The organism is Haemophilus sp. oral taxon 851 str. F0397, assembly GCF_000242295.1.
GTDB lineage: Bacteria > Pseudomonadota > Gammaproteobacteria > Enterobacterales > Pasteurellaceae > Haemophilus.
The window spans coordinates 83,291-106,404 of the sequence record NZ_JH591070.1 but is presented as its reverse complement, the minus strand read 5'-3'; the positions used below and the strand labels follow the sequence as shown (position 1 = coordinate 106,404).

Genomic DNA, 23,114 nt, shown 5'->3' with positions numbered 1-23,114 from the left:
AACCCTTTTAAAAGGAGCCTTATTCTACTTCATTTTTTGCTTTCGGTAAAACAAGGTTTAAGATGATAGCAACAATCGCGCACAAGCTGATACCTTTTAGTGATACGTTACCCACATCTACAAACATATTGCCGATACCAAATGTCATGACGACAGAAATAATACATAGATTACGCGCTTCGGTAACATCAACTTTGCCACGAATTAAGGTGCTCATGCTCACGACCGCGATTGAACCGAAAACAAGCATCATAATTCCACCCATTACTATAGTTGGAATTGTTGATAGGAATGCACCAACTTTTCCACAGAATGAAATGGCAATAGCCCAAACCGCAGCCCAAGTCATAATATTAGGGTTGAAATTTCGGGTTAACATTACTGCACCAGTTACTTCCGCATAGGTTGTATTTGGTGGCCCTCCCACTAAAGATGCAGCTGCAGTTGCTAAGCCGTCTCCCAATAAAGTGCGGTGTAATCCTGGTTTTTTTAAAAAGTCTTTACCTGTTACAGAGCTGATTGCCATAATGCCGCCCACGTGTTCTACTGCAGGTGCAATGGCAATTGGTAACATATAAAGAATAGCTTCTAAGTTAAATTCAGGCGCAGTTAATTTTGGTAAGCTGAACCAAGGCGCATCAATCACTGGTTGGAAATTAATTAAACCTAGGAATAAACATAAAATATAGCCCGCAGTAATACCAAACATAATTGGGATGAGTTTCATCAATCCTTTGGCAAATACTGCCACAGATAAAGTAGTAAGAAGAGTTACCATTGAAACTAATACAGCGTCGTTATACGCATAAGCACTATTTTTGCCTAGTGACATATCAACAGCCACAGGGGCAAGTCCCATACCAATGATAATGATCACTGGACCAACTACAATCGGTGGGAAAATGCGTTGTAATGCTTCTGTTCCGCGTAATTTTACTAACGTGCTTAGCGCTAGATATACAAGACCAGCAGATGCTAAACCACCCATAGTGGTCGCAATGCCCCAAGTTTGAACACCATATTGAATCGGCGCGATAAAGGCAAAAGATGAGGCTAAGAAAATAGGAACTCGTTTGCCTGTGCAAAGTTGGAAGAGTAGGGTGCCAACGCCAGCGGTTAATAATGCCGTATTGGAATCAAGGCCTGTAATTAATGGTACAAGAACGAGCGCACCAAATGCGACAAAGAGCATTTGTAGGCCAACGAATGATTGTTTTAATGTACTTTGTTTTTCCGAAGGGAAAGAAGAAGTTTGATTTGTCATTTAGTTTCAACTCTCTGTTTGAATTAACTTAAAGTGCGGTCAGTTTTTCTTGTGTTTCACGTACACAAAAAGACGGCAAGAAAATGCCGTCCATTTTTTATTTTGGGGGATTATTTGGTCCCAAAAATTTTATCACCCGCGTCACCTAGACCCGGAATAATGTAACCATGTTCATTTAGGTGGCTATCAATAGAAGCGCAGTAAAGTTCAATGTCAGGATGTGCAGCTTCAAGAGCCTTAATACCTTCTGGCGCAGCGACTAATACTAATACTTTGATGTGTTTGCAACCTTTTGCTTTTAGAAGATCAAGGGTTGCAATCATTGAACCACCAGTTGCAAGCATTGGATCGACAACAATTGCAAGGCGCTCTTCTAAATCGCTAGCTAATTTTTGGAAGTAAGGGACGGGTTCAAGGGTTTCTTCATTACGGTAGATCCCCACTACGCTGATACGTGCGCTTGGTACGTGTTCAAGTACACCATCCATCATACCTAAACCTGCACGTAAAATTGGTACAACCGTTACTTTTTTACCTTTAATTCGATCGATTTCTACTGGACCATTCCAACCGTTGATTGTTACTTTTTCAGTTTCTAAATCAGACGTTGCTTCATAGGTTAGTAGGCTACCGATTTCTGTTGCCAGTTCACGGAATTTTTTTGTATCAATCTCAGCTTCACGCATTACACCAAGTTTGTGTTTTACAAGTGGGTGTTTTACTTCAACCAGTTTCATTTTCACTCTCCTTTTGACTCTTAAAAAACAAATTGACGAATTCTAGATTAAAAAAAGACAAAATGGTAGAGGTTTATAAAAATATTCTGACTTGAAACGGGAGTTCTCAATACAATATTATCTTTAAACTGGTCGAATACTCTCTGTATCTAATTTTGCATCAAATTCATTAAGCAGAATTTGTAATTTACTATCTTTTTGCAACTCATTTTGCGCCCTTTCCCGCAATGCTTGATAAATATTACGACGATATTCAATTGGAGTCGTGACATTGCTATCATCAATATTAATTGTTAATCGAATATCTTTACCTTGCAATTTGCTTAAAGCTTCAACCAAATTTTTTATACTTCTGTCTTGGCGTAAATGAGATTTTTCTGAATGTAGTCCAAGATTGATTTCATCATCAGTTTTGCTTTGTAAGAAACAATTTAACGCTAATTCTTTGCTAAATCCTGTTACACCCGAACGTTCAACTATATCTGCCCACTCATTTTGTTGTTGAGTTTGGGTAATGATTTTTAAACGTAATTCAGGCGTAATATCTTTCAAAATAGCCTGTTTTATATCGGAAGGACGAACGCCTGTATCGGCTTTAGCAAGTTCTGGATTGCTCCATTCCCAACGATAGGTGTCAGCACTCAAGATTTCTTGCTCATCTTGAGTAATTTCTGCACTATCATCACTTGAGTTTTCTTCTGTGCTATTTTCTTGTGGAGCCTGTTCGGCATTTGGTAGTGATGTTGACTTTTCTATGTGCTTGGGCTTCGGCTCAGTCATTTCTCGCACGGGAAGTGCGGTCATTTTTTTATGAGATTTTTCTTCATCCAGTTCTTGGATATGATGTAAAGTTTCACTTACTGCAGCTAATGATTCAGCTTTGTGTTCTTGACGTTCTTGGTTTTCGAGTTGTGTTAAATGTTCCAGCGCATCTAAAGCCGAAAGGCTTGCTAAATTTGGAATGCTCGTTTTATTTGGTTTTGCTTGAGAATAAGCTGATTTGATACTTTGTGACAGTACCGGTACATCCACATAATTACCCGTATTTTCAACCGCACTTGGAGTTGATGGCGGTGGAGTAATAGTGGTGTCAGCCTTTGGTACTGCCGTAAGGAACTTTGGGTGGAATGCCAATGCCCTCAATAGTGTCATTTCTGCGCCAATACGACGATTTGGCGCATTTGATAAATCTTTTCTACCAGAAACAATGACTTGATAAAAAAACTGAACATCTTCTGGAGAGATATGTTTGGCTAAAAATGAAAAATGTTCATTGTCATCTGAAGATTTTTGTGGAAGAAGTTGCATGAGTGCAATTTGATGTAATTTTTCTGCACATTCGCCAAGTAATTTATCCCAATCGCCTGCTACATCTGCAACTCTTTGCAGTGTTCTCATTAAGAGTTCACCATTGCCTTGATGTAAGGCATATAAAATATCAACAGAATAGTTATCATCAAGCAACCCTAACATATTGCTTACAACACTATTAGTAACTTGTCGGTCACCCATAGCAATGGCTTGATCGGCTAAACTTAAGCTATCACGAATACTTCCTTGCGCCGCTTTTGCAAGTTTAACTAATGCAGGTTCTTCAAAAGGAATATTTTCTTGCGTCAGAATATGGGCAAGATGCTGGGAGATTTGCGTTTCATCTAATGCTTTGAGATGAAATTGTAAACAGCGAGAAAGAATAGTTACAGGTAATTTTTGTGGATCCGTTGTCGCGAGTAAGAATTTTACATATTCTGGTGGTTCTTCTAAAGTCTTGAGCAACGCATTAAATGAATGACGAGATAGCATATGGACTTCATCGATTAAGTAAACCTTAAATCTGCCCACAACTGGTTTATATTGCACGTTATCTAATAATTCGCGCGTGTCTTCAACTTTTGTGCGGGATGCCGCATCAATTTCAATTAAATCAATGAAATTGCCTTGCTCAATGGCTTTACAATTTTTACATTCACTACAAGGTGTAGCCGTTATACCATGTACGCAATTTAATCCTTTTGCAAATAATCTGGCAATAGAGGTTTTCCCTACACCACGGGTGCCTGAAAAGAGGTAAGCGTGATGTAGTCGATTATCTTTTAATCCATTTGCTAATGCCGTGATAATGTGTTCTTGCCCAACGACATCAGCAAATGTTTTTGGTCGCCACTTTCTGGCTAAGACTTGATAGCTCATCGAATTATTAATTAATGACCTTCAAAATTGACGAGTGTATAGCAATCAACGCCCAAATTATTTAAGCGTTTTTCGCCACCTAATTCAGGTAAATTAATCACAAATGCAGCGTGTTTTACCACTCCACCTAAACGTTGAACTAATTTTACCGTTGCTTCAACGGTGCCACCTGTTGCTAATAAATCATCAATGATTAAAACATTGTCACCTTCTGAAATTGCATCAACGTGCATTTCCAAAGTATCTTGACCATATTCTAATTGATAAGATTGAGAAATAGTTTCGCGCGGTAATTTTTTAGGTTTACGTACTAATTCAAAAGGTAAACCAAGTGCTAGGGCAACAGGTGCGCCAAAAATAAAACCACGAGATTCAGTTCCAAGCACTTTGGTAATTCCTTTATCGCGATATTGTTCCACAATAAGATCTACTGTTGCTTTAAAAGCTGCTGGAACTTCTAAAAGGGTAGTAATGTCGCGGAAGATAATGCCTTCTTTTGGATAGTTAGGAATTGATTTGATAGAAGATTTAATTAAATCAAGTTGTGTAGTCATAAATAATGCTCAAAAGTGCGGTAAAAAAAGAAACGTTTTTAGGATGGTATCTTATCATAAAAAAATAAAAAGGTAGGAAAATAAAAATCCCCTATTGGGGATTTTTATTTAGGTTTGAATTTATAATTTAAGATAAATTAAAACTTCTTAAATAGAAATTATTTTTTCTTTGCTTTTGCATTTGGAAGGTCGGTGATTGAGCCTTCAAATACTTCCGCAGCTAAACCAACAGACTCGTGTAAAGTTGGGTGAGCGTGGATAGTTAATGCAATATCTTCTGCATCGCAACCCATCTCGATAGCAAGACCGATTTCACCTAATAATTCCCCACCGTTAGAACCCACGATTGCACCGCCAAGTACACGATGAGTATCTTTATCAAAGATTAACTTCGTCATACCTTCTGAACATTCAGAAGCAATCGCACGGCCTGATGCTGCCCAAGGGAATTTAGCGACTTCGTAGTTTAAACCTTCTTGTTTACATTCTTTTTCTGTTTTACCTACCCAAGCCACTTCTGGTTCGGTATAAGCAATGGATGGAATTACTTTAGGATCGAAGTAGTGTTTTTGTCCCGCAATGACTTCTGCAGCAACGTGGCCTTCATGAACACCTTTGTGCGCTAGCATTGGTTGACCTACAATATCCCCAATAGCGTAGATATGTGGCACATTGGTGCGCATTTGTTTATCGACATGAATGAAACCACGATCATCTACTTCAACGCCTGCTTTACCTGCATCAATCAATTTGCCATTTGGTACACGACCGATAGCGACAAGCACCGCATCATAACGTTTGGTGTCATTGCATGCTTTGCCTTCCATTGAAACGTAGATACCATCATCTTTTGCTTCAACAGCAGTCACTTTGGTTTCAAGCATTAACTTGAATTTTTTCTCGATTTGTTTGGTGTAAATTGCAACAACATCTTTATCCGCTGCAGGGATAACTTGGTCGAACATTTCCACAACTTCAATTTCTGAACCTAATGCGTGGTAAACCGTACCCATTTCTAAACCGATGATACCGCCACCCATAATGAGAAGTTTTTTAGGTACTTCTTTTAATTTAAGCGCATCAGTTGAGTTCCAAATACGTGGATCTTCATGTGGAATAAATGGTAATTCAATTGGGCGAGAGCCTGCTGCAATAATCGCGTTATCAAATTTGATTGTAGTTGGATGGCCATCACGGTCACGCGCGACTAAAGTATTAGGATCAGTAAATGCAGCTAAGCCTTCAACAACAGTGACTTTACGCGCTTTTGCCATACCCGCTAAACCACCGGTTAATTTAGCAACAACCGCTTCTTTACCTGCACGAACTTCATCTAAATCAATTCTTGGCTCACCAAAGTAAATACCATTTTTACTTGCGTGTTTTGCTTCTTCAATCACTTTTGCTACGTGCAACAATGCTTTAGATGGGATACAACCTACATTTAAACATACCCCACCAAGAGTTGAATAACGTTCAACTAATACAGTTTCTAAACCTAAATCCGCACAACGGAACGCCGCAGAATAACCTGCTGGGCCAGCACCAAGTACGACGACTTGGGTTTTAATTTCTTTACTCATTTTTACCTCGTAAAAACGTTCAAAATATTGACCGCACTTTTTGCGATCTTTGCGATCATAATGGATTTGCTAAAACGTCCTTTCTCCTAAGTTAGAAGAAAGGGGCTTTATTACATAATCAAACGGCGTAAATCTGCTAATACAGCACCGATATAGCTGATGAATCGTGCACCATCCGCACCATCAATGACACGGTGGTCGAATGATAATGACATTGGAAGAATTAAGCGTGGCGCAAATTCTTTACCATTCCATACTGGTTCCATTGATGATTTAGACACACCAAGGATGGCCACTTCTGGCGCGTTTACGATTGGTGCAAAGTGAGTTGTACCAATACCACCAAGACTTGAAATGGTGAAACAGCCACCTTGCATATCAGATGCAGTCAATTTGCCTTCACGTGCTTTTTTCGATACTTCCATTAATTCACGTGAAAGTTCGATAATGCCTTTTTTGTTCACGTTCTTGAATACAGGCACTACTAAGCCATTTGGCGTATCTACTGCGACACCAATGTTAATATATTTTTTCAGGATTAAGCGTTGTGCATCTTCGGTAATTGAGCTGTTGAAACGAGGATACGCTTCTAATGCTTTCGCTACCGCCTTCATGATGAATACAACTGGCGTGATTTTCACACCAAGTTTTTGTTTTTCTGCTAACGCATTTTGTTCTTTACGGAATGCTTCTAAATCCGTGATATCAGCTTTATCGAAGTGAGTAACATGTGGAATCATTACCCAGTTACGATGTAAGTTAGCGCCTGAAATTTTATTGATACGGCTTAATTCAACTTCTTCTACTTCACCAAATTTGCTGAAGTCAACTTTTGGCCATGGTAATAAGCCTAAGCCAGCGCCATTCGCTACGCCATTGCCAGCAGCTTGTGCTGTTGCACCGCTTTCATAAGCTTTAACTGCGGTCTTAACATAAGATTCGATATCTTCTTTAACGATACGACCTTTACGACCTGTACCTTTTACTTTATCTAAGTTTACGCCAAATTCACGTGCTAAACGACGAATAACAGGAGTAGCATGCGCATAGCCAGCGCTTGCCACCACTTGTTCTTGGCTTAAGCCTGACACGTTACCACCTTGTGTTGGTGCTGCAGAAGCTGGTGCCACTGTTGGTACTGGAGCTGTAGCTTGCGCAACCGGGGCTGCTGCAGGTACTGAGCCTGCCACTTCAAAGCGCATAATTAGTGAACCAGTCGATACTTTATCACCTGATTTCACGAGAATTTCTTTTACTACACCGCCGAATGGAGCAGGAACTTCCATTGACGCTTTATCACCTTCAACGGTAATTAATGATTGATCTTCTGAAACAGTATCACCAACGGCAACCATAATTTCAGTCACATTGACTTCATCACCACCGATATCTGGCACATTCACATCTTTAATTGCAGATGTTGTGGCAACTACAGGTGCAGCTGTTTGAGCTGGTACTGATGCAGCAACTGGAGCAGCTGATGCAGTTTCAAATTTCATGATGAGTTTACCAGTTGAAACTTTATCGCCAACATTAATTAAAATTTCTTTTACCACACCTGCGATTGGTGCTGGAACTTCCATTGAAGCTTTATCGCCTTCAACATTGATGATTGATTGATCAATTTCAACACTATCACCCACTTTAACCATAATTTCAGTAACGTTTACTTCATCAGAACCGATATCTGGTACGTTTACTTCAACAACTGCCGACGCAGTTGGCGCAGTAGCAACTACTGGTGCTGCAGGTGCTTCAGGCGCTGGTGCTGCGCCCGCTGCTTCTAATACGAGCATTGGGGTGCCTGTTGTGACTTTATCACCGACTTTGACTAAAACCTCTTTTACAACACCCGCTTCTGGTGCAGGCACTTCCATTGAAGCCTTATCACCTTCAACGTTAATGATAGATTGATCAACAGAGATGGTATCGCCTACGTTTACCATGACTTCTGTTACTGTAACTTCATCACTACCAATATCAGGAATTTGAATTTGTTTTGACATTTTTTTGTTCCTTTTAAAGTGCGGTCATAAAACACGATGTTTTTTGACCGCAGTTTTCATCAATTACGCGTAAAGCGGATTGATACGATCTACATTCAAACCGAATTTCGCAATCGCATCTGCAACAACTTGGCTAGATACTGTACCTTCTTTCGCTAATTGAGAAAGTGCAGCAACCACAACATAACGTGCATCAATTTCGAAGTGTTCACGTAAGTTTGCACGGCTGTCTGAACGGCCGAAACCATCTGTACCTAACACATGATAATGACGACTTGGTACGAATGCACGGATTTGATCTGCGTATGCTTTAACATAGTCAGTTGAAGCAACGGTTGGTAAATCAGCTAATACTTGAGCAACGTATGGCACGCGTTGTGTCTCTGTCGGGTGTAATAAATTCCAACGTGCAGCATCGTGACCTTCACGCGCTAATTCATTGAATGAAGGTGCTGAGAATACATCGGAGGTGACACCATAATCTTTTGCAAGAATTTGTGCCGCTTCACGAACATGACGCATGATAGCACCAGAACCTAACAATTGAACGTGGCCTTTGCCTTTTTTACCTTCCACTGTTTCAAATTTGTATAAACCTTTACAGATACCTTCTTCTGCACCAGCTGGCATTGCAGGTTGATCCATGACTTCATTTAATGTTGTCATGTAATAGAATACATCTTCTTGTTTTTCGCCATACATACGGTTAATACCGTCTTGCATAATTACAGCAACTTCAAATGCAAATGATGGGTCGTAAGTGACACAGTTAGGAATGATACCTGCTTGAATATGGCTATGGCCATCTTCGTGTTGCAAGCCTTCACCGTTTAATGTCGTACGACCAGAAGTACCACCCACCATGAAACCACGAGCTAATTGGTCACCAGCCGCCCACATCATATCGCCCACACGTTGGAAACCAAACATTGAGTAATAGATGAAGAATGGAATCATTGGTTGGTTATTGACAGAGTAGGAGTTCGCTGCAGCTAACCAAGATGCGGTTGCACCTAATTCATTGATACCTTCTTGTAGCACTTGACCATCTTTTGCTTCGCGGTAGTAAGCAACTAAGTCACGATCTGAAGGAACATAGTTTTGACCATGTGGGTTATAAATACCAACTTGACGGAATAAACCTTCCATACCAAAAGTACGTGCTTCATCAGCAATCATTGGAACGATAGTTTTACCAATGTTTTTATCTTTTAATAAGATATTTAAGGCACGAGTAAACGCCATTGTGGTTGAAATACCACGCGGTTGTTCTTCTAATAATGCTTTAAATTCTTCTAATGCAGGAACTTTATATTCTACATCAAATTTAGTACGACGAGCAGGAACATAACCGTTTAATGCTTTACGGTGACCATGTAAATATTCGTATTCAGGCGTGCCTTCAGCAAATTTAATGTATTCTAATTTTTCTACTTGCTCATCAGTCAATGGTAAGTCGAAGTAGTCACGGAAACCTTTAAGGCTTTCGTAAGACATTTTTTTAGATTGGTGAGCGGTGTTTTTACTTTCTGCTTCAGGAATTTTATAACCTTTAACTTGATGCGCTAAAATTACAACTGGTTTCGTTGCATTTTGTGCTTTTGCATAGGCTGCATATAATTTTTCGCTATCATGTGCACCACGGCGTAATGCCCAAATTTCATCATCGGTCATATCTGCAACTAATGCAGCGGTTTCTGGATAACGACCAAAGAAGTGTTCACGAACATAAGCACCATCTTTAGATTTAAAGGTTAAATAATCACCGTCAACCACTTCCATCATTAACTGAGTTAATTTACCTGAAGTATCTTTCGCAAATAATTTATCCCAATCGCTGCCCCATAAAACTTTAATCACTTCCCAGCCTGCACCAGTAAATAATCCTTCTAATTCTTGAACGATTTTACCGTTACCATTAACCGGACCGTCTAAACGTTGTAAGTTACAGCTGATAGTGAAGATTAGGTTATCTAATTTCTCACGAGCCGCAAAAGTTAATGCACCTTTAGACTCAATTTCATCCATTTCACCATCGCCTAAGAATGCATAGACTTTTTGATCTTTGGTATCTTTTAAGCCACGGTTATCAAGATATTTTAAGAAACGCGCTTGATAAATTGCGTTCACTGGGCCTAAACCCATAGAAACCGTAGAGAATTGCCAGAATTCAGGCATTAATTTAGGGTGTGGATATGAAGATAAACCATCGGTAAAGGCTTCTTGACGGAAGTTATCCATTTGTTCTTCAGTTAAACGACCTTCTAAGAATGCACGCGCATACATACCTGGAGCAGCATGGCCTTGGAAGAAAATTAAGTCGCCACCGTTTTTCTCGGTTGCTGCTTTGAAGAAGTGGTTATAGCAAACTTCATACATGGTTGCAGCAGATTGGAAAGTTGAGATATGACCACCTAAGTCAAGATCTTTCTTCTGACTACGCAATACCATAGCAATAGCATTCCAACGCACAGCAGAACGAATACGACGCTCAATAGCATGATCACCTGGGTAAGCAGGTTGTTCAGAAGCAGGGATAGTATTGACATAATCGGTCGTTACACCTGTCGGTAATGAAACACCGTTAGTGCGTGCTTGACCGATAACTTGCTCAATAATATATTGTGCACGTTCTACGCCTTCTTCACGAATCAAAGAATCTAATGATTGTAACCAATCTTGAGTTTCGATTGGATCAACGTCATTTTTTAAAATCTCAGACATAGGTTTTCCTTATCTGTTAATTAAGTGAACATTAGTTTAGTAAGCACTAAACACGAATATCAGAAATGCTTGCTTTTTTACAAACATTTAACAAATCTTGTAAATTTTAGAAGATTTTTTGAGAGAAAGATAGTAAATTTTCATCAAATATCCCTGTTGAGTACTGTGTTAATCGGTAATCTTTTGAAAGTGCGGTAATTTTTCTCGCCTTTTGTAAAGCCTATTAAAATCATAAGTAAAACATTGCATTCTATAGGGCTTTGCTTTAAAGTTTTTCAAACTTTTTCAAAAAGGAATCAATCATGCATATAACGACTCGAACGCTCACTCAACACAAACGTATTGCACTTGTGGCTCATGACAGCTGCAAAAAAAATTTACTGAATTGGACGCAAAAACACAAAGAGGCACTTAAGCCACATATACTTTATGCAACAGGTACAACAGGCCATATTTTAGAACGAGAAACTGGTTTAAGCATTCAATCTTTATTAAGTGGTCCGATGGGCGGCGACCAACAACTTGGTGGATTAATCGCAGAAAAGAAAATCGACATGATGATCTTCTTTTGGGATCCAATGAATGCCGCACCACATGATCCCGATGTGAAAGCCCTCATGCGTATTGCAACAGTGTGGAATATCCCTGTTGCGATTAATCAAAGCTCCGCAGATTTTATGTTAACTTCAGTTTTATTTGAACAAGATGTCGAAATTGAAGTGCCAGATTATGAAGGGTATTTAGAAGAGCGTTTAGCTTAAAAAGATAAAGAATATTGACTGCTCTTCATCGTAAAACAGGGCGACAATTTATCGCCCTGTTTTGTTATCATCCAAAGCCCCCCATCACAAGCATAAAGAGTACCATTTTCAACTGTTCTTCTGGGATTGGCTTACCATTTAGTTTCAATTCGTTATTCTCTAAAGCAAGCGTTAATGTGACGGTTTTATCGGTGTTTACGATAATGCCATTTGCTTCGTCTTCAGCAATTAATTCGTCCATTCTGTAAACTAAATCTTGTTTTTGATTTTCTGGTACAAATTTAGATAATAATGAAATCGCGGTTTCTTTATTCACATCAAAATTGATCGAAAAATCTTTGAATTGTTTGTATAAGCCGCTGCGCATTAAATCAAATTTAGGATTTGGCACTAAAGCAATGTTCAGATCTAATGCCACTTTGCCTTTTTCATCAGAAATAGAAAGAGGAGCTAATTTAATTTGAGGCTGATTATTTGCAATGACCATGCCTGCTTGTTGTAATTTTTGCACCAATGGTTTAGGTAACGGCATATCTGAATCAGCCTTGCCTATTGCTACTAAAATGTTTAAAAGTTCTTGTAATGCGTTGCCATCAATATGGTTGAATTCTACATTGTTGGTCACTTTACCTAAGTTGTTACCGTTAATATTTAATTCATCCAGATTTGTTTTATTGATGATATTTACTGTATCACCCTCAACTTGTGTAGTTAAATTTGCTTGGCTGTTTTTCTGAATAAGAGAGAATTTTTCGCCAGTTTCTGCAGATTCGGTATTTTGCTCAAAATAGCCTATTTTACTATTGATATTTCCACTATAAATAAATGGCCATTTTGTGCTTTGTAGTGAGCCTTGTACGACAAGATCTTTTATTTTAATTGATGAAGCGGTTGAAACTGCATGATTTGGGTCATTTGAATTAAATGCATCTACCGATAGCGTATAATTGCTTGGTTCATTTTTGTCTAAATCAACATTTAATACGACATTTGACCAATCAAAGTCAGCCTTAGATTGCTCATTGTGATATTGCCCCGATGTAAGTTTTAATTCCGCATTACTGTTTAAGGCATAATTCATTGCGAAATTAAGTTGTAACGGTTTCTCTGATTTTGTGATGTCAAAGAGTGCTTGAGTTGTTTCATTTTTTCCTAACAAGGTTTGGCTTGAAAAAATGGTTGGAACGAAATTCAGTTTTGCCACACGATCAAGCGGCAAAGGACCGTGATAAAGTGTTGATGATAAAGGAATAATGATCGTTTCATTTGCCTTGTGGATTTCTATTTGATCTTGAATATGAGACGCAAATAATCCTCTATCAAATTTTATATTTTTATAAAAAATTTTACTTTCTTCTAATGCCTCAGTTTTGGCAAATAGTTGATTTAGCTGTTTTAGTTGATTCAAATATTCTTCTTCAGCTTTTTTCCCTGTAAACCATGCGCCAGTACACCAAACGGCAGCAAGAGCAACGATTACGCCTGCAGCAATTTTTGATTTTTTCATTTATTTTTTTCCTATTTTAAAGTAAAAATTTTCGCCAAATTTATCACAAATCCCTTTTTTTTGCCTGAAAATTTTTGTTTTCCCCTTGAAGTTAATCATTTGAGACTTATCTTGAAAACAAGAACGGAAATCACCGCACTTTAAGAAATAAAAAATTTTTAAAATTTTCTCTTGAAATGCGAAAGAATATCCACATCTTACAATTCGTAACAAATAGGGCTTGTAGATGTTTCAAAAATATTTGTGATAGAGGCTATTTTGAGACGTTTATAAGTTCAAACCCGAATTTTAAAATTTTTACTAGGAGTACAAAATGGGAAAAATTATTGGTATTGACTTAGGTACAACAAACTCTTGTGTAGCAGTAATGGACGGCGACAAAGCGCGCGTAATTGAAAATGCAGAAGGCGCACGTACTACCCCTTCAATTATTGCTTATACAGATAATGAAACCTTAGTGGGTCAGCCTGCAAAACGTCAAGCAATCACTAACCCGAAAAATACATTGTTTGCGATTAAACGTTTAATTGGTCGTCGTTTTGAAAGCGAAGAAGTTCAACGCGATATTAAAATTATGCCTTTCGAAATTATTCGTGCTGACAATGGTGATGCTTGGGTAAACGTAAAAGGTGATAAATTAGCACCACCGCAAATCTCTGCTGAAGTATTGAAAAAAATGAAAAAAACGGCAGAAGATTTCTTGGGTGAATCTGTAACGGAAGCGGTAATTACTGTTCCTGCATACTTTAACGATGCACAACGTCAAGCAACTATTGATGCAGGTAAAATCGCAGGTTTAGACGTTAAACGTATCATCAATGAACCAACAGCAGCTGCGTTAGCATTCGGTTTAGGTTCAAGCAAAGAGAACCAAGTGATCGCAGTTTACGACTTAGGTGGTGGTACATTCGATATTTCAATCATCGAAATTGATAACTTTGATGGTGAACAAACTTTCGAAGTATTAGCAACTGGTGGTAACACTCACTTAGGTGGTGAAGACTTCGATAACCGTGTAATTGATTACATTATTGATGAGTTCAAAAAAGAACAAAACATCGATTTACGTAATGACCCAATGGCATTACAACGCGTAAAAGAAGCAGCAGAGAAAGCAAAAATTGAACTTTCATCAGCGCAATCTACTGAAGTAAACTTACCTTACATCACTGCAGATGCGACTGGCCCTAAACACTTAGCATTAAATATCACTCGTGCAAAATTAGAAGCATTAGTAGAAGATTTAGTGGCAAGCTCAATTGAGTCTTTGAAAGCTGTATTAAAAGATGCAGGTAAAAGCGTGAGTGAAATTCACGATATTATTCTTGTGGGTGGACAAACTCGTATGCCACTTGTTCAACAAAAAGTTGCTGAGTTCTTTGGTAAAGAAGCTCGTAAAGATGTTAACCCTGATGAAGCGGTGGCAATCGGTGCGGCTGTTCAAGGTGGTGTATTAAAAGGTGATGTGAAAGACGTTCTTTTATTAGACGTAACCCCATTATCTTTAGGTATCGAAACCATGGGCGGTGTGATGACCACTTTAATTGAGAAAAATACAACGATTCCAACCAAAAAATCGCAAGTGTTCTCAACAGCGGAAGATAACCAAAGTGCGGTAACCATTCACGTTCTTCAAGGCGAACGTAAACGTGCAGCAGACAATAAATCTTTAGGTCAATTCAACCTAGAAGGTATTAATCCTGCACCGCGTGGTATGCCACAAATTGAAGTCACTTTCGACATCGATGCAAACGGTGTAATCAACGTATCTGCGAAAGATAAAAATACGGGTAAAGAACAACAAATTCGTATTCAAGCATCATCTGGTTTATCTGATGAAGAAATTCAACAAATGGTGCGTGATGCAGAAGCAAATGCTGATGCAGACCGTAAATTTGAGGAAGTTGTTCAAGCTCGTAACCAAGCAGATGGTATTGCTCACGCAACACGTAAACAAATTGCAGAAGCTGGCGATGCATTGAGTGCCGCAGACAAAGAGAAAATTGAAGCAGCGGTAAGTGAACTTGAAACTGCAGCAAAAGGCGAAGACAAAGCAGAGATTGAAGCGAAAATTGAAGCGGTAATTAAAGCCTCTGAACCATTAATGCAAGCAGCTCAAGCAAAAGCTCAACAAGCTGGTGGCGAGCAACCACAACAATCATCAGCAAAAGATGATGGCGTGGTAGATGCTGAATTTGAAGAAGTGAAAGATAATAAATAATTCACCGCTCTTCTTAGCATAAACAAAGGGCGTGGAAACACGCCCTTTTGGTGTATATAAATGATCCCCCTCTTTAGAAAAGAGGGGTTAGGGGAGATTTGATAGCGATATCAAATTTTCTTATGAGCTAAATTTACTTCTGCCAAATCTTCCCCCCCTCTTTGCTAAAGAGGGGAGTTTGTTATAAGCGGTCAAATTTACCCAGAATTTTGTAAATTTAAGGAATAGTTATGCCACTTACACTTTATCCACTTGCTATAATTCGTACGCATAACACAAAGGAAAATCCCGCAGAAAAGATTGGACAGCTTTGGCAGAATAATTTTGCAAAATTGCCTCAAAATGAGCCTTATTATGGTGTTTATCTGAATTACGAATCGGATTTTACGGGCTATTATGATGTTGCTGTTGCTCAAGAAAGTAAACCTGAAGGCAGTTTTTCAACCATTGAAATGGAAGATCTGACTTGGTATGAAATCTTCCCCACGACTTGTGAATTAGTAGTTCAAACGTGGCAACGCATTTGGAATAAAGAAAAGCAAGGCTTATTAAAACGTGCTTATAAAGTGGATTTTGAGAAATATTATCCAAATGGAAAAGTGGATATTTACATTTCAATTTGCCCACATTGCTAAAAATAGCGAATGTAAGCGGTCAGAAATGACAAAATATTTGGAAATAAAAATACGGAAACACTATGGCAAAAAAAGATTACTACGAAGTCCTTGGGTTACAAAAAGGGGCGAGTGAGAACGATATTAAACGTGCGTATAAACGTTTAGCGTCTAAACATCATCCTGATAAAAACCAAGGTAGCAAAGAAGCAGAAGAAAAATTCAAAGAAATTAATGAAGCTTACGAAGTATTAGGAGACGATCAAAAACGCGCAGCTTATGATCAATATGGTCATGCAGCCTTTGAACAAGGTGGTGGCGCTGGTGGTTTCGGTGGCGGCTTTGGCGGTGCTGATTTTGGTGATATGTTCGGCGATATCTTTGGCGATATTTTTGGTGGCGGTGGCCGTGGTCGTCAACGAGTTGTTCGTGGAGAAGACTTACGCTATGACTTAGAAATTACTTTGGAAGAAGCTGTAAAAGGTACAACCAAAGATATTCAAATCAATACCCTTGCACATTGTGATAGCTGTGGTGGTTCAGGGGCTGAAAAAGGCTCTAAAGTGGAAACTTGTCCGCATTGCCATGGTTCTGGTCGAATTCGTCGTCAGCAAGGTTTCTTTGTATCTGAAAGTATCTGTCCAACTTGTCATGGTAGCGGTAAGAAAATTGAAAAACCTTGTCGCAGTTGTCATGGAGAAGGGCGTGTTCATAAGAAAGAAAATCTTTCAGTAAAAATTCCAGCAGGCGTAGATACGGGCAACCAACTTCGTTTAGCAGGAAAAGGCGCAGCAGGTGAAAATGGCGCGCCAGCAGGGGATTTATATGTTGTGATTCACGTGAGAGAACATAATATTTTTGAACGTGACGGTAACAACTTATATTGCGAAGTACCGATTAGTTTTACTACTGCTGCGCTTGGCGGTGAAATTGAAGTGCCGACCTTAGATGGCAGAGTGAAACTTAAAATCCCAGCTGAAACGCAAACGGGAAAATTATTCCGCATGCGAGGCAAAGGTGTTGCCTCCACACGTAGTGGTTATGCGGGTGATTTAATTTGCCGTATTGTGGTAGAAACGCCCGTTAATTTAACCAGCGAACAAAAAGAATTACTCCAAAAACTTGAAGAAAGTTTACAAGGTAAAGATTTAAGTAAACACGCACCAAAATCTTCAGGATTTTTGGACGGTGTGAAAAAATTCTTTGATAACTTGGGTAAATCTGACAAATAAAGATAATGAAAAAGTCCGCTTTCGCGGACTTTTTTATATGCAAATAATCTCTTCTAAAAATTACCGCACTTTGGGTGTTATTTGCGAACGGTATATTCGCCTTCACAAACCCATTTATAGCTTGTTAATGCTTCTAATCCCATTGGGCCACGAGCGTGAAGTTTTTGAGTACTCACGGCAACTTCTGCCCCTAATCCAAATTGTCCGCCATCAGTAAAGCGTGTGCTTGCATTCACATAAACGGCAGCAGCATCGACTTGATTAATAAATTGACGGGCTAGGTTTTGTGAGGAAGTTAAAATACTTTCAGAATGTTGCGTACCATATTGGCGGATATGCTCAATAGCGGCATGAATATCTTCTACAACAACGACATTCAAATCCAATGATCCCCATTCTTCGCGCAATTCTTTTTCTGTCACTTCGCAGACATTCGCACCCGCTTGTTTCAATATATTAAGTGCGGTGGATTTTGCATGATATTTTACGTTTTTAGCGTAAAGGTGAGAGACGAGTTTTGGTAAAAATTCTTCAGCAATAGAATGTTGAACTAATAATGTCTCTAATGTGTTACAGGTGCTTGGACGTTGTGTTTTGGCGTTATCAATAACAAAAATTGCTTTATTTTGATCCGCACTTTCTTCAACGAAAGTATGGCAAACACCCACGCCACCGACAATAACAGGAATAGTCGAATGTTGTTTACACAATTCATGTAAACCCGCACCACCCCGAGGAATAATCATATCCACATAGCGATCCAGTTTTAATAATTGCATAACGAGTTCACGGTCTGGATCGGTAATAGCTTGCACAGCGAATTTTGGTAAGCCGGCTTGCTCTAAAGCATTTTGTACAACTTCGATTAAAATTTTGTTAGAAAACTGTGTTTCTTTACCACCGCGTAAAATCACTGCATTACCCGTTTTAAGGCAAAGACTTGCCACATCAATGGTCACATTTGGGCGAGCCTCATAAATTGTGCCAATGACGCCGAGTGGAGTGCGTACGCGTTCGATTTTAAGTCCGCTATCCAATGTACCGCCGTCTATGATTTTCCCCACAGGATCTGCAAGTGAAATAACGTGGCGTACATCATTAGCAATGCCTTGCAAACGTTCTTGCGTGAGCAGTAGGCGATCAATCAAGGCATCTGATAATCCATTTTGTTTAGCAAGTTCAATATCTTTTGCGTTTTCGGCTAAGATAAGCGGTGCTTGTTGTTCGAGTTGTTCTGCAATAATGGATAATGCACGATTTTTTTCAGCAGTGGTGAGTTGAGCCAAGATAAATGCTGCATCTTTGGCTTGTTTACCCATTTGTTCTAACATAGTTATTCCCTTTATTTATTTCTTTTTATTTGGCAGCTTATCTTGTTCTTCCGATGTGAGTTCTTGGTAATTAAAGACCGGCAAACCCCATTCGAAATGAATAGCTAAAAGGCGTAAAGTAAAGCTGCTAATAAGTGTGAGTAACACGGCAAGCGTATGTTCTACTTGAAGCGTACTTAATGCGTAATAAGTCAGCGTGGCAAATAGCGCAATACTGGCATAGAGTTCTTTTTGGAATACGAGAGGAATTCGATTGCATAGCATATCGCGTAGAACCCCGCCAAAGGCACCTGTAATACAGCCTGCAATACTTACAATGGTGAGGCTATGTCCCATATCTATCGCAATTTGTGCACCAATAATGGAATACACCACTAAACCCATCGCATCGAGCACCAAGAAAATAGTGCGGAAATAGCGCATAAAATGATTGATGAATGGCGCGACATATACGGTAATCACCGCTGCACTTGCCACCATTAAAAAATATTCTGGATGCTTAACCCAGCCGAGAGGGTAATGTCCGAGTAGTACATCACGCACAGAGCCACCACCAATGGCAGTAACGGATGCGATAATTATCACGCCAAAAATATCCATTTTTTCACGACCAGCTGCGAGTGCACCAGTCATTCCTTCAGCGGTGATGCCGATGATATATAAAATACTAAGTAACATTTCTGTACCTAAGTGCGGTTATAATTAGTTTCATTCTACTTTAAAATTTAATGAATTTTTAGCATAATGGCGCATTATTTTTTCAGACGTCAAAATTATGTCAGAACAATCTTCTAAATATATCGCGGCATTGCTTGCGGTATTGTCTATCTCAATGGTGCTTGGCATCGATCTATTTATTTTTTCTTTGCAACCTGAAACGCAAACAATGCCTCATTTAGGTGTAGGTGTGTTGGTTGCGCAGCTAATTTCGTTGTTGGTGTTTTATCGCGGCGAAATTTGCCCAGGACAACGTGGTCGTTTAATCAAAGTTAATCTGACTTTTGCTATTTATTGGGCGGTGTGGTTGCTGATAAGCCTATTACAGAATAATTACACACTTACTAATGTGATGAGCGTATGTGGTCTTTCTGTTGTGTATTTTATTTGGAAACAACCAAAAACTGAAAAAATCCGTAACAGTTTTTTATTGATGGCTGCATTAATTGCGGGTTTAGGTTGCTTGAGTTATTTAATGATTTTTACCGTGCTTCCTGCGAGTGCTTTTGCTGAATATAACCCGTTTGCACCTATTTTATCTGGCGTGATTTTGACAAATCTTGCGCTTGTTATTGCACGAAATCGTTTACAAGGTTTTATTGCATTGTTGCCCTTATCCATGATTATATTGCTCGCCTTAAATGCTTTAGCAATGTTCTTATTTTTACTTTTAAATGGCATGGAAAGTGCGGTTAATTCTGACAGTATTTTCGCTTACATCATTTATTTTGTTTGCCATTTTGTTATTGCGGCTATTCTGATTCTGCATAGTTTCCAAAAGTGGAAATTATCTGCCAATAGTTTATTTATCCTATTATTTATTGCGGTTTGCTTACCGTTATGGATGATTTTCGCTTAATAAAGAAAACAATCATTGAGCCGTGGGGATATTTACCTACGGCTTTTTAAATTTCGGCTGGTTAGAAAGTAATATGCTAACACGGAAATCGCGACACATGCCCCCATAGTAAAGAGCATTGGTGCGGCAGTATCCATTTTCATTGACGCGACTAAACTTCCCATAATTGCACCTACTGCAAAACGTACGCTGCCAATCAAAGAATTTGCTGTTCCCGCCATTTGAGGACATTTTTCTAAAGCTGATGCCATTGCATTTGATGAAATCACTGGGTTTGGACCGACGAAAAAGGCAACGCCAATTGCCATTGGCCAAAATCCGAGATCTAAAAGTGCGGTCAAAATTAGCCACATTCCAGAAAGGAATTGAATTGTGAGAGCGACCCTTAACATTGTTTCTGCGCCCACTTTAGTGACAAATCGGCTATTCAAAAAGGAGGCAAAGATCATCGTAACGATATTCATCATGAAGAAGTAACCGAACTGATCGACGGGAACGCCATAAATGCCGATATAGACAATCGAACCTGCAGTCACAAAAGCAAACAACCCGCCAAATCCAAAAGAGGCGGCAAACATATAGCCGAGCACGTCTTTTTGCTTCCAAAGAAGAAGGAAATTGCGAGCTATAATATTTAAGCGCAGCGGAATGCGATTTTCTTTTTTATGGGTTTCTGGAATGATGAAAAAGACTAATGCAGCGGCTAATAATCCCACGAGTGAGATAACGTAAAAAATCGCATGCCAATGGAAAAATTTAACGATGTAACCACCAATAATTGGTGCAACTAAAGGTGCAAGCATAAACACTAACGTGATGGTTGACATTACTTTAGATAGCTGATCTTTACTAAATAAATCACGTAATAATGCGCCTGAAAGCACAACAGGTGCGGCACCAAAGAAACCTTGCACAAAACGAAGTGCGGTGAAATTTCCGACTGAATTTATTTCGGTGAGCACCAAAGCTGTTAGTGCGCCTACAATGACACCGAGTAAAATGATCGGTTTTCGTCCGAAACTATCACCAAAAGGTCCCCAAAAAAGCTGACCAAATGCCATGCCATAAGCAAAAGAGGTGAGCGTGTGTTGTACTTGTTCTGGGCTCACACCGAGATCTTTCGCAATTTCTAAAAAAGACGGCAAATACATATCCACACCAAAAGGCGGTAGCATGGAGAGAATGCCGAGGGTAAGAATAAAGATGAAAGTCGATTTTTGTTGATTCATATTATTTTACCAAACTTTCAATTTCGCTTTGAGTCAATGGGCGGTATTCCCCTTCATCTAAGGATTGATCCAACACTACATTACCAATTTTCCAGCGATGTAATCCGACGACTTTATTCCCAAGTGCGGCAAACATACGTTTTACTTGATGATAGCGGCCTTCAGAAATGGTTAGATTTACATTGTAATCATCTAAAATTTCTAATTTTGCTGGTTTAGTGGGCTCTTTTTCTCCGCGTAATAAAATGCCTTTTGCACAAGCCGTTGCGTAATTTTCTTCTACGGGATCAGCTAAAGTTACCAAATAGGTTTTTTCACAATGATGTTTTGGCGAAGTGATGCGATGTGACCATTGTCCATCATCGGTAAGCAAGACGAGACCTGTTGTATCCATATCTAAGCGACCCGCGCTATGTAATTTCCCCGCTAAAGGGTAATCGAAAAATTGATAAATTGTTGGATAGTCGCCATCATCATTAGAACAAACACAGCCTTGTGGCTTATTCAACATAAAATACTGGCCTTTTTCCACCCACGTTAATAATTGATCTTCAAAATAGATTTCATCTTCTTGTGAAATTTGTACCGCGCCACTTTTGACAATTTCACCATTAATTTTTACCGCACTTTGGCGGATCGCTTTTGTTGCTTGAGAACGCGTTAATCCTGTATTTTCAGCAATAAATTTATCTAATCTCATTATGTTTTCTCTTGTTAAAATTCGCTAGGCATTGTACAGGTTTTTGCTTTTAGAACGAAACAAAAAAGGCTGCAATGCAGCCTTTATCTATTAAGCTTGATTAAACCACTTCACGTAATTGAATTGATCGTAATATTTTTTCCCATTCCAGCCAGAAAATTCAAAAATATCTCCCACCTGATTTTGTTTCTCGAAGCCTTTTATATAATAAGCCGATTTAAAAGCAGGGCAGGGCTTGTGAGTAAAAATCACTTTATTTTTAAAAGGGAGTTGATCAAAAAGTTGAATGTCTTTTTCGGTTACACCATCTCGATCTGTCATGATAATAAAAAGATTGTCTAAATTGATGCGTGACGTGCGAAGTTGCCATTTTTCACCAGCTTCTTGCTCACTGTGATAGTGCATAAAATGAATTTCAAGATCGGCAAGTTTTCCCACTGGATAACTTTTTTCTGTTTGTACGAATGTGAGAGGTTGAGTGAGGTAGAAATCCATATTTTGTAAATAACGCAAAAAATCCTGTGGTGAGAGATAGAGGTTCACAAAAGGGGAATTAAACGGCTGGTGCAAATCATGTAAGATAAAAGCTCCCACGCAATTGGCAGAAATGACAGTCATGCCTTGGTTAGTCAATTTACGTTGTAATGAATGATTGATAAAAAATCTTTGGCATTTATTCACCGCACTTTTGATTTTTTGAAATGGATTCATTTTATTATCCTCTATGATTCTCTTGTAAAAATCCTACCTTTTTTGCTGAAAAATGAAAAGTCTAGCTAATGCCTCGCATCAAAAAATTTTGTAATGATTTTGTGAAAATTTGCAGTCTGTCACAATTTTTTGAATAAAAAACCGCTATAATCGACGTAATATTTCAATCCTGTT

The 23,114-nt window shown here is 38.9% G+C and carries 18 protein-coding genes; 5 read left to right on the top strand and 13 right to left on the bottom strand.

The features are described from left to right. Positions 1-19: 19 nt before the first annotated feature. The 7 genes from HMPREF9096_RS06635 to aceE all read right to left on the bottom strand — a co-directional run bounded on the left by HMPREF9096_RS06635 (position 20) and on the right by aceE (position 11,058). Positions 20-1,264: an NCS2 family protein gene (locus tag HMPREF9096_RS06635; RefSeq protein ID WP_009500015.1), complete on the bottom strand. Its 1,245-nt coding sequence runs from the start codon at positions 1,262-1,264 to the stop codon at positions 20-22. Positions 1,265-1,374: 110 nt separating this feature from the next. Next, entirely contained in the window at positions 1,375-2,001 is a 627-nt protein-coding gene (upp, locus tag HMPREF9096_RS06640) for a uracil phosphoribosyltransferase (protein WP_005634809.1), read from the bottom strand. A 123-nt stretch (positions 2,002-2,124) separates the two neighbouring features. Beyond that, complete coding sequence (gene dnaX, locus HMPREF9096_RS06645) at positions 2,125-4,191, bottom strand: DNA polymerase III subunit gamma/tau (RefSeq protein WP_009500014.1); 2,067 nt, start codon at positions 4,189-4,191, stop codon at positions 2,125-2,127. Between the two features lie 11 nt (positions 4,192-4,202). Continuing rightward, positions 4,203-4,745: an adenine phosphoribosyltransferase gene (gene apt, locus HMPREF9096_RS06650; RefSeq protein ID WP_009500013.1), complete on the bottom strand. Its 543-nt coding sequence runs from the start codon at positions 4,743-4,745 to the stop codon at positions 4,203-4,205. 158 nt (positions 4,746-4,903) lie between these two features. Next, positions 4,904-6,328: a dihydrolipoyl dehydrogenase gene (lpdA, locus tag HMPREF9096_RS06655; RefSeq protein WP_009500012.1), complete on the bottom strand. Its 1,425-nt coding sequence runs from the start codon at positions 6,326-6,328 to the stop codon at positions 4,904-4,906. A 110-nt stretch (positions 6,329-6,438) separates the two neighbouring features. Then, positions 6,439-8,334 carry a pyruvate dehydrogenase complex dihydrolipoyllysine-residue acetyltransferase gene (gene aceF, locus HMPREF9096_RS06660; protein WP_009500011.1) on the bottom strand — a complete coding sequence of 632 codons (1,896 nt, stop codon included), beginning with the start codon at positions 8,332-8,334 and terminating at the stop codon, positions 6,439-6,441. Positions 8,335-8,397: 63 nt separating this feature from the next. After that, the gene (gene aceE, locus HMPREF9096_RS06665) at positions 8,398-11,058 is read right to left on the bottom strand and encodes a pyruvate dehydrogenase (acetyl-transferring), homodimeric type (RefSeq protein WP_009500010.1); all 2,661 of its coding nucleotides are present in this window, start codon (positions 11,056-11,058) and stop codon (positions 8,398-8,400) included. 302 nt (positions 11,059-11,360) lie between these two features. On the opposite strand from aceE, the gene mgsA reads away from it, so the two are divergent. Continuing rightward, entirely contained in the window at positions 11,361-11,819 is a 459-nt protein-coding gene (gene mgsA / locus HMPREF9096_RS06670) for a methylglyoxal synthase (RefSeq protein ID WP_009500009.1), read from the top strand. A 67-nt stretch (positions 11,820-11,886) separates the two neighbouring features. Here mgsA and HMPREF9096_RS06675 read toward each other — a convergent pair whose 3' ends face one another. After that, positions 11,887-13,326: a YdgA family protein gene (locus HMPREF9096_RS06675; RefSeq protein WP_009500008.1), complete on the bottom strand. Its 1,440-nt coding sequence runs from the start codon at positions 13,324-13,326 to the stop codon at positions 11,887-11,889. A 313-nt stretch (positions 13,327-13,639) separates the two neighbouring features. Here HMPREF9096_RS06675 and dnaK point away from each other — a divergent pair, with 313 nt between their 5' ends. From dnaK to dnaJ, 3 genes are all read left to right on the top strand, one after another. Then, positions 13,640-15,547, top strand: coding sequence for a molecular chaperone DnaK (gene dnaK, locus HMPREF9096_RS06680; protein ID WP_009500006.1), 1,908 nt, complete (start codon positions 13,640-13,642; stop codon positions 15,545-15,547). Positions 15,548-15,777: 230 nt separating this feature from the next. Beyond that, positions 15,778-16,182: a GyrI-like domain-containing protein gene (locus HMPREF9096_RS06685; RefSeq protein WP_009500005.1), complete on the top strand. Its 405-nt coding sequence runs from the start codon at positions 15,778-15,780 to the stop codon at positions 16,180-16,182. Between the two features lie 62 nt (positions 16,183-16,244). Then, complete coding sequence (gene dnaJ / locus HMPREF9096_RS06690) at positions 16,245-17,393, top strand: molecular chaperone DnaJ (protein ID WP_009500004.1); 1,149 nt, start codon at positions 16,245-16,247, stop codon at positions 17,391-17,393. A 77-nt stretch (positions 17,394-17,470) separates the two neighbouring features. Here the strand turns inward: dnaJ and proA are convergent, their stop codons facing one another. Both proA and HMPREF9096_RS06700 read right to left on the bottom strand, forming a co-directional pair. Continuing rightward, the gene (gene proA / locus HMPREF9096_RS06695; RefSeq protein WP_009500003.1) at positions 17,471-18,724 is read right to left on the bottom strand and encodes a glutamate-5-semialdehyde dehydrogenase; all 1,254 of its coding nucleotides are present in this window, start codon (positions 18,722-18,724) and stop codon (positions 17,471-17,473) included. A gap of 15 nt (positions 18,725-18,739) precedes the next feature. Continuing rightward, positions 18,740-19,402 (bottom strand): trimeric intracellular cation channel family protein, encoded by a 663-nt coding sequence (locus HMPREF9096_RS06700; RefSeq protein ID WP_009500002.1) that lies wholly within the window; start codon positions 19,400-19,402, stop codon positions 18,740-18,742. Between the two features lie 97 nt (positions 19,403-19,499). On the opposite strand from HMPREF9096_RS06700, the gene HMPREF9096_RS06705 reads away from it, so the two are divergent. Beyond that, positions 19,500-20,300: a hypothetical protein gene (locus HMPREF9096_RS06705; protein WP_009500001.1), complete on the top strand. Its 801-nt coding sequence runs from the start codon at positions 19,500-19,502 to the stop codon at positions 20,298-20,300. Positions 20,301-20,332: 32 nt separating this feature from the next. Here the strand turns inward: HMPREF9096_RS06705 and HMPREF9096_RS06710 are convergent, their stop codons facing one another. From HMPREF9096_RS06710 to HMPREF9096_RS06720, 3 genes are all read right to left on the bottom strand, one after another. After that, the gene (locus tag HMPREF9096_RS06710; RefSeq protein ID WP_009500000.1) at positions 20,333-21,529 is read right to left on the bottom strand and encodes a Bcr/CflA family multidrug efflux MFS transporter; all 1,197 of its coding nucleotides are present in this window, start codon (positions 21,527-21,529) and stop codon (positions 20,333-20,335) included. Position 21,530: 1 nt separating this feature from the next. Next, positions 21,531-22,229 (bottom strand): 16S rRNA pseudouridine(516) synthase RsuA, encoded by a 699-nt coding sequence (rsuA, locus tag HMPREF9096_RS06715; RefSeq protein WP_009499999.1) that lies wholly within the window; start codon positions 22,227-22,229, stop codon positions 21,531-21,533. A 90-nt stretch (positions 22,230-22,319) separates the two neighbouring features. Next, positions 22,320-22,940, bottom strand: a complete 621-nt coding sequence (locus tag HMPREF9096_RS06720; RefSeq protein WP_009499998.1) for a DUF1919 domain-containing protein — start codon at positions 22,938-22,940, stop codon at positions 22,320-22,322. Positions 22,941-23,114 lie beyond the last annotated feature (174 nt).

Bases quoted from the DNA above. Each gene is read 5' to 3' on its own strand.
- HMPREF9096_RS06635 (WP_009500015.1), bottom strand. From the start codon at position 1,264: ATGACAAATCAAACTTCTTCTTTCCCTTCGGAAAAACAAAGTACATTA.
- upp (WP_005634809.1), bottom strand. From the start codon at position 2,001: ATGAAACTGGTTGAAGTAAAACACCCACTTGTAAAACACAAACTTGGT.
- dnaX (WP_009500014.1), bottom strand. From the start codon at position 4,191: ATGAGCTATCAAGTCTTAGCCAGAAAGTGGCGACCAAAAACATTTGCT.
- apt (WP_009500013.1), bottom strand. From the start codon at position 4,745: ATGACTACACAACTTGATTTAATTAAATCTTCTATCAAATCAATTCCT.
- lpdA (WP_009500012.1), bottom strand. From the start codon at position 6,328: ATGAGTAAAGAAATTAAAACCCAAGTCGTCGTACTTGGTGCTGGCCCA.
- aceF (WP_009500011.1), bottom strand. From the start codon at position 8,334: ATGTCAAAACAAATTCAAATTCCTGATATTGGTAGTGATGAAGTTACA.
- aceE (WP_009500010.1), bottom strand. From the start codon at position 11,058: ATGTCTGAGATTTTAAAAAATGACGTTGATCCAATCGAAACTCAAGAT.
- mgsA (WP_009500009.1), top strand. From the start codon at position 11,361: ATGCATATAACGACTCGAACGCTCACTCAACACAAACGTATTGCACTT.
- HMPREF9096_RS06675 (WP_009500008.1), bottom strand. From the start codon at position 13,326: ATGAAAAAATCAAAAATTGCTGCAGGCGTAATCGTTGCTCTTGCTGCC.
- dnaK (WP_009500006.1), top strand. From the start codon at position 13,640: ATGGGAAAAATTATTGGTATTGACTTAGGTACAACAAACTCTTGTGTA.
- HMPREF9096_RS06685 (WP_009500005.1), top strand. From the start codon at position 15,778: ATGCCACTTACACTTTATCCACTTGCTATAATTCGTACGCATAACACA.
- dnaJ (WP_009500004.1), top strand. From the start codon at position 16,245: ATGGCAAAAAAAGATTACTACGAAGTCCTTGGGTTACAAAAAGGGGCG.
- proA (WP_009500003.1), bottom strand. From the start codon at position 18,724: ATGTTAGAACAAATGGGTAAACAAGCCAAAGATGCAGCATTTATCTTG.
- HMPREF9096_RS06700 (WP_009500002.1), bottom strand. From the start codon at position 19,402: ATGTTACTTAGTATTTTATATATCATCGGCATCACCGCTGAAGGAATG.
- HMPREF9096_RS06705 (WP_009500001.1), top strand. From the start codon at position 19,500: ATGTCAGAACAATCTTCTAAATATATCGCGGCATTGCTTGCGGTATTG.
- HMPREF9096_RS06710 (WP_009500000.1), bottom strand. From the start codon at position 21,529: ATGAATCAACAAAAATCGACTTTCATCTTTATTCTTACCCTCGGCATT.
- rsuA (WP_009499999.1), bottom strand. From the start codon at position 22,229: ATGAGATTAGATAAATTTATTGCTGAAAATACAGGATTAACGCGTTCT.
- HMPREF9096_RS06720 (WP_009499998.1), bottom strand. From the start codon at position 22,940: ATGAATCCATTTCAAAAAATCAAAAGTGCGGTGAATAAATGCCAAAGA.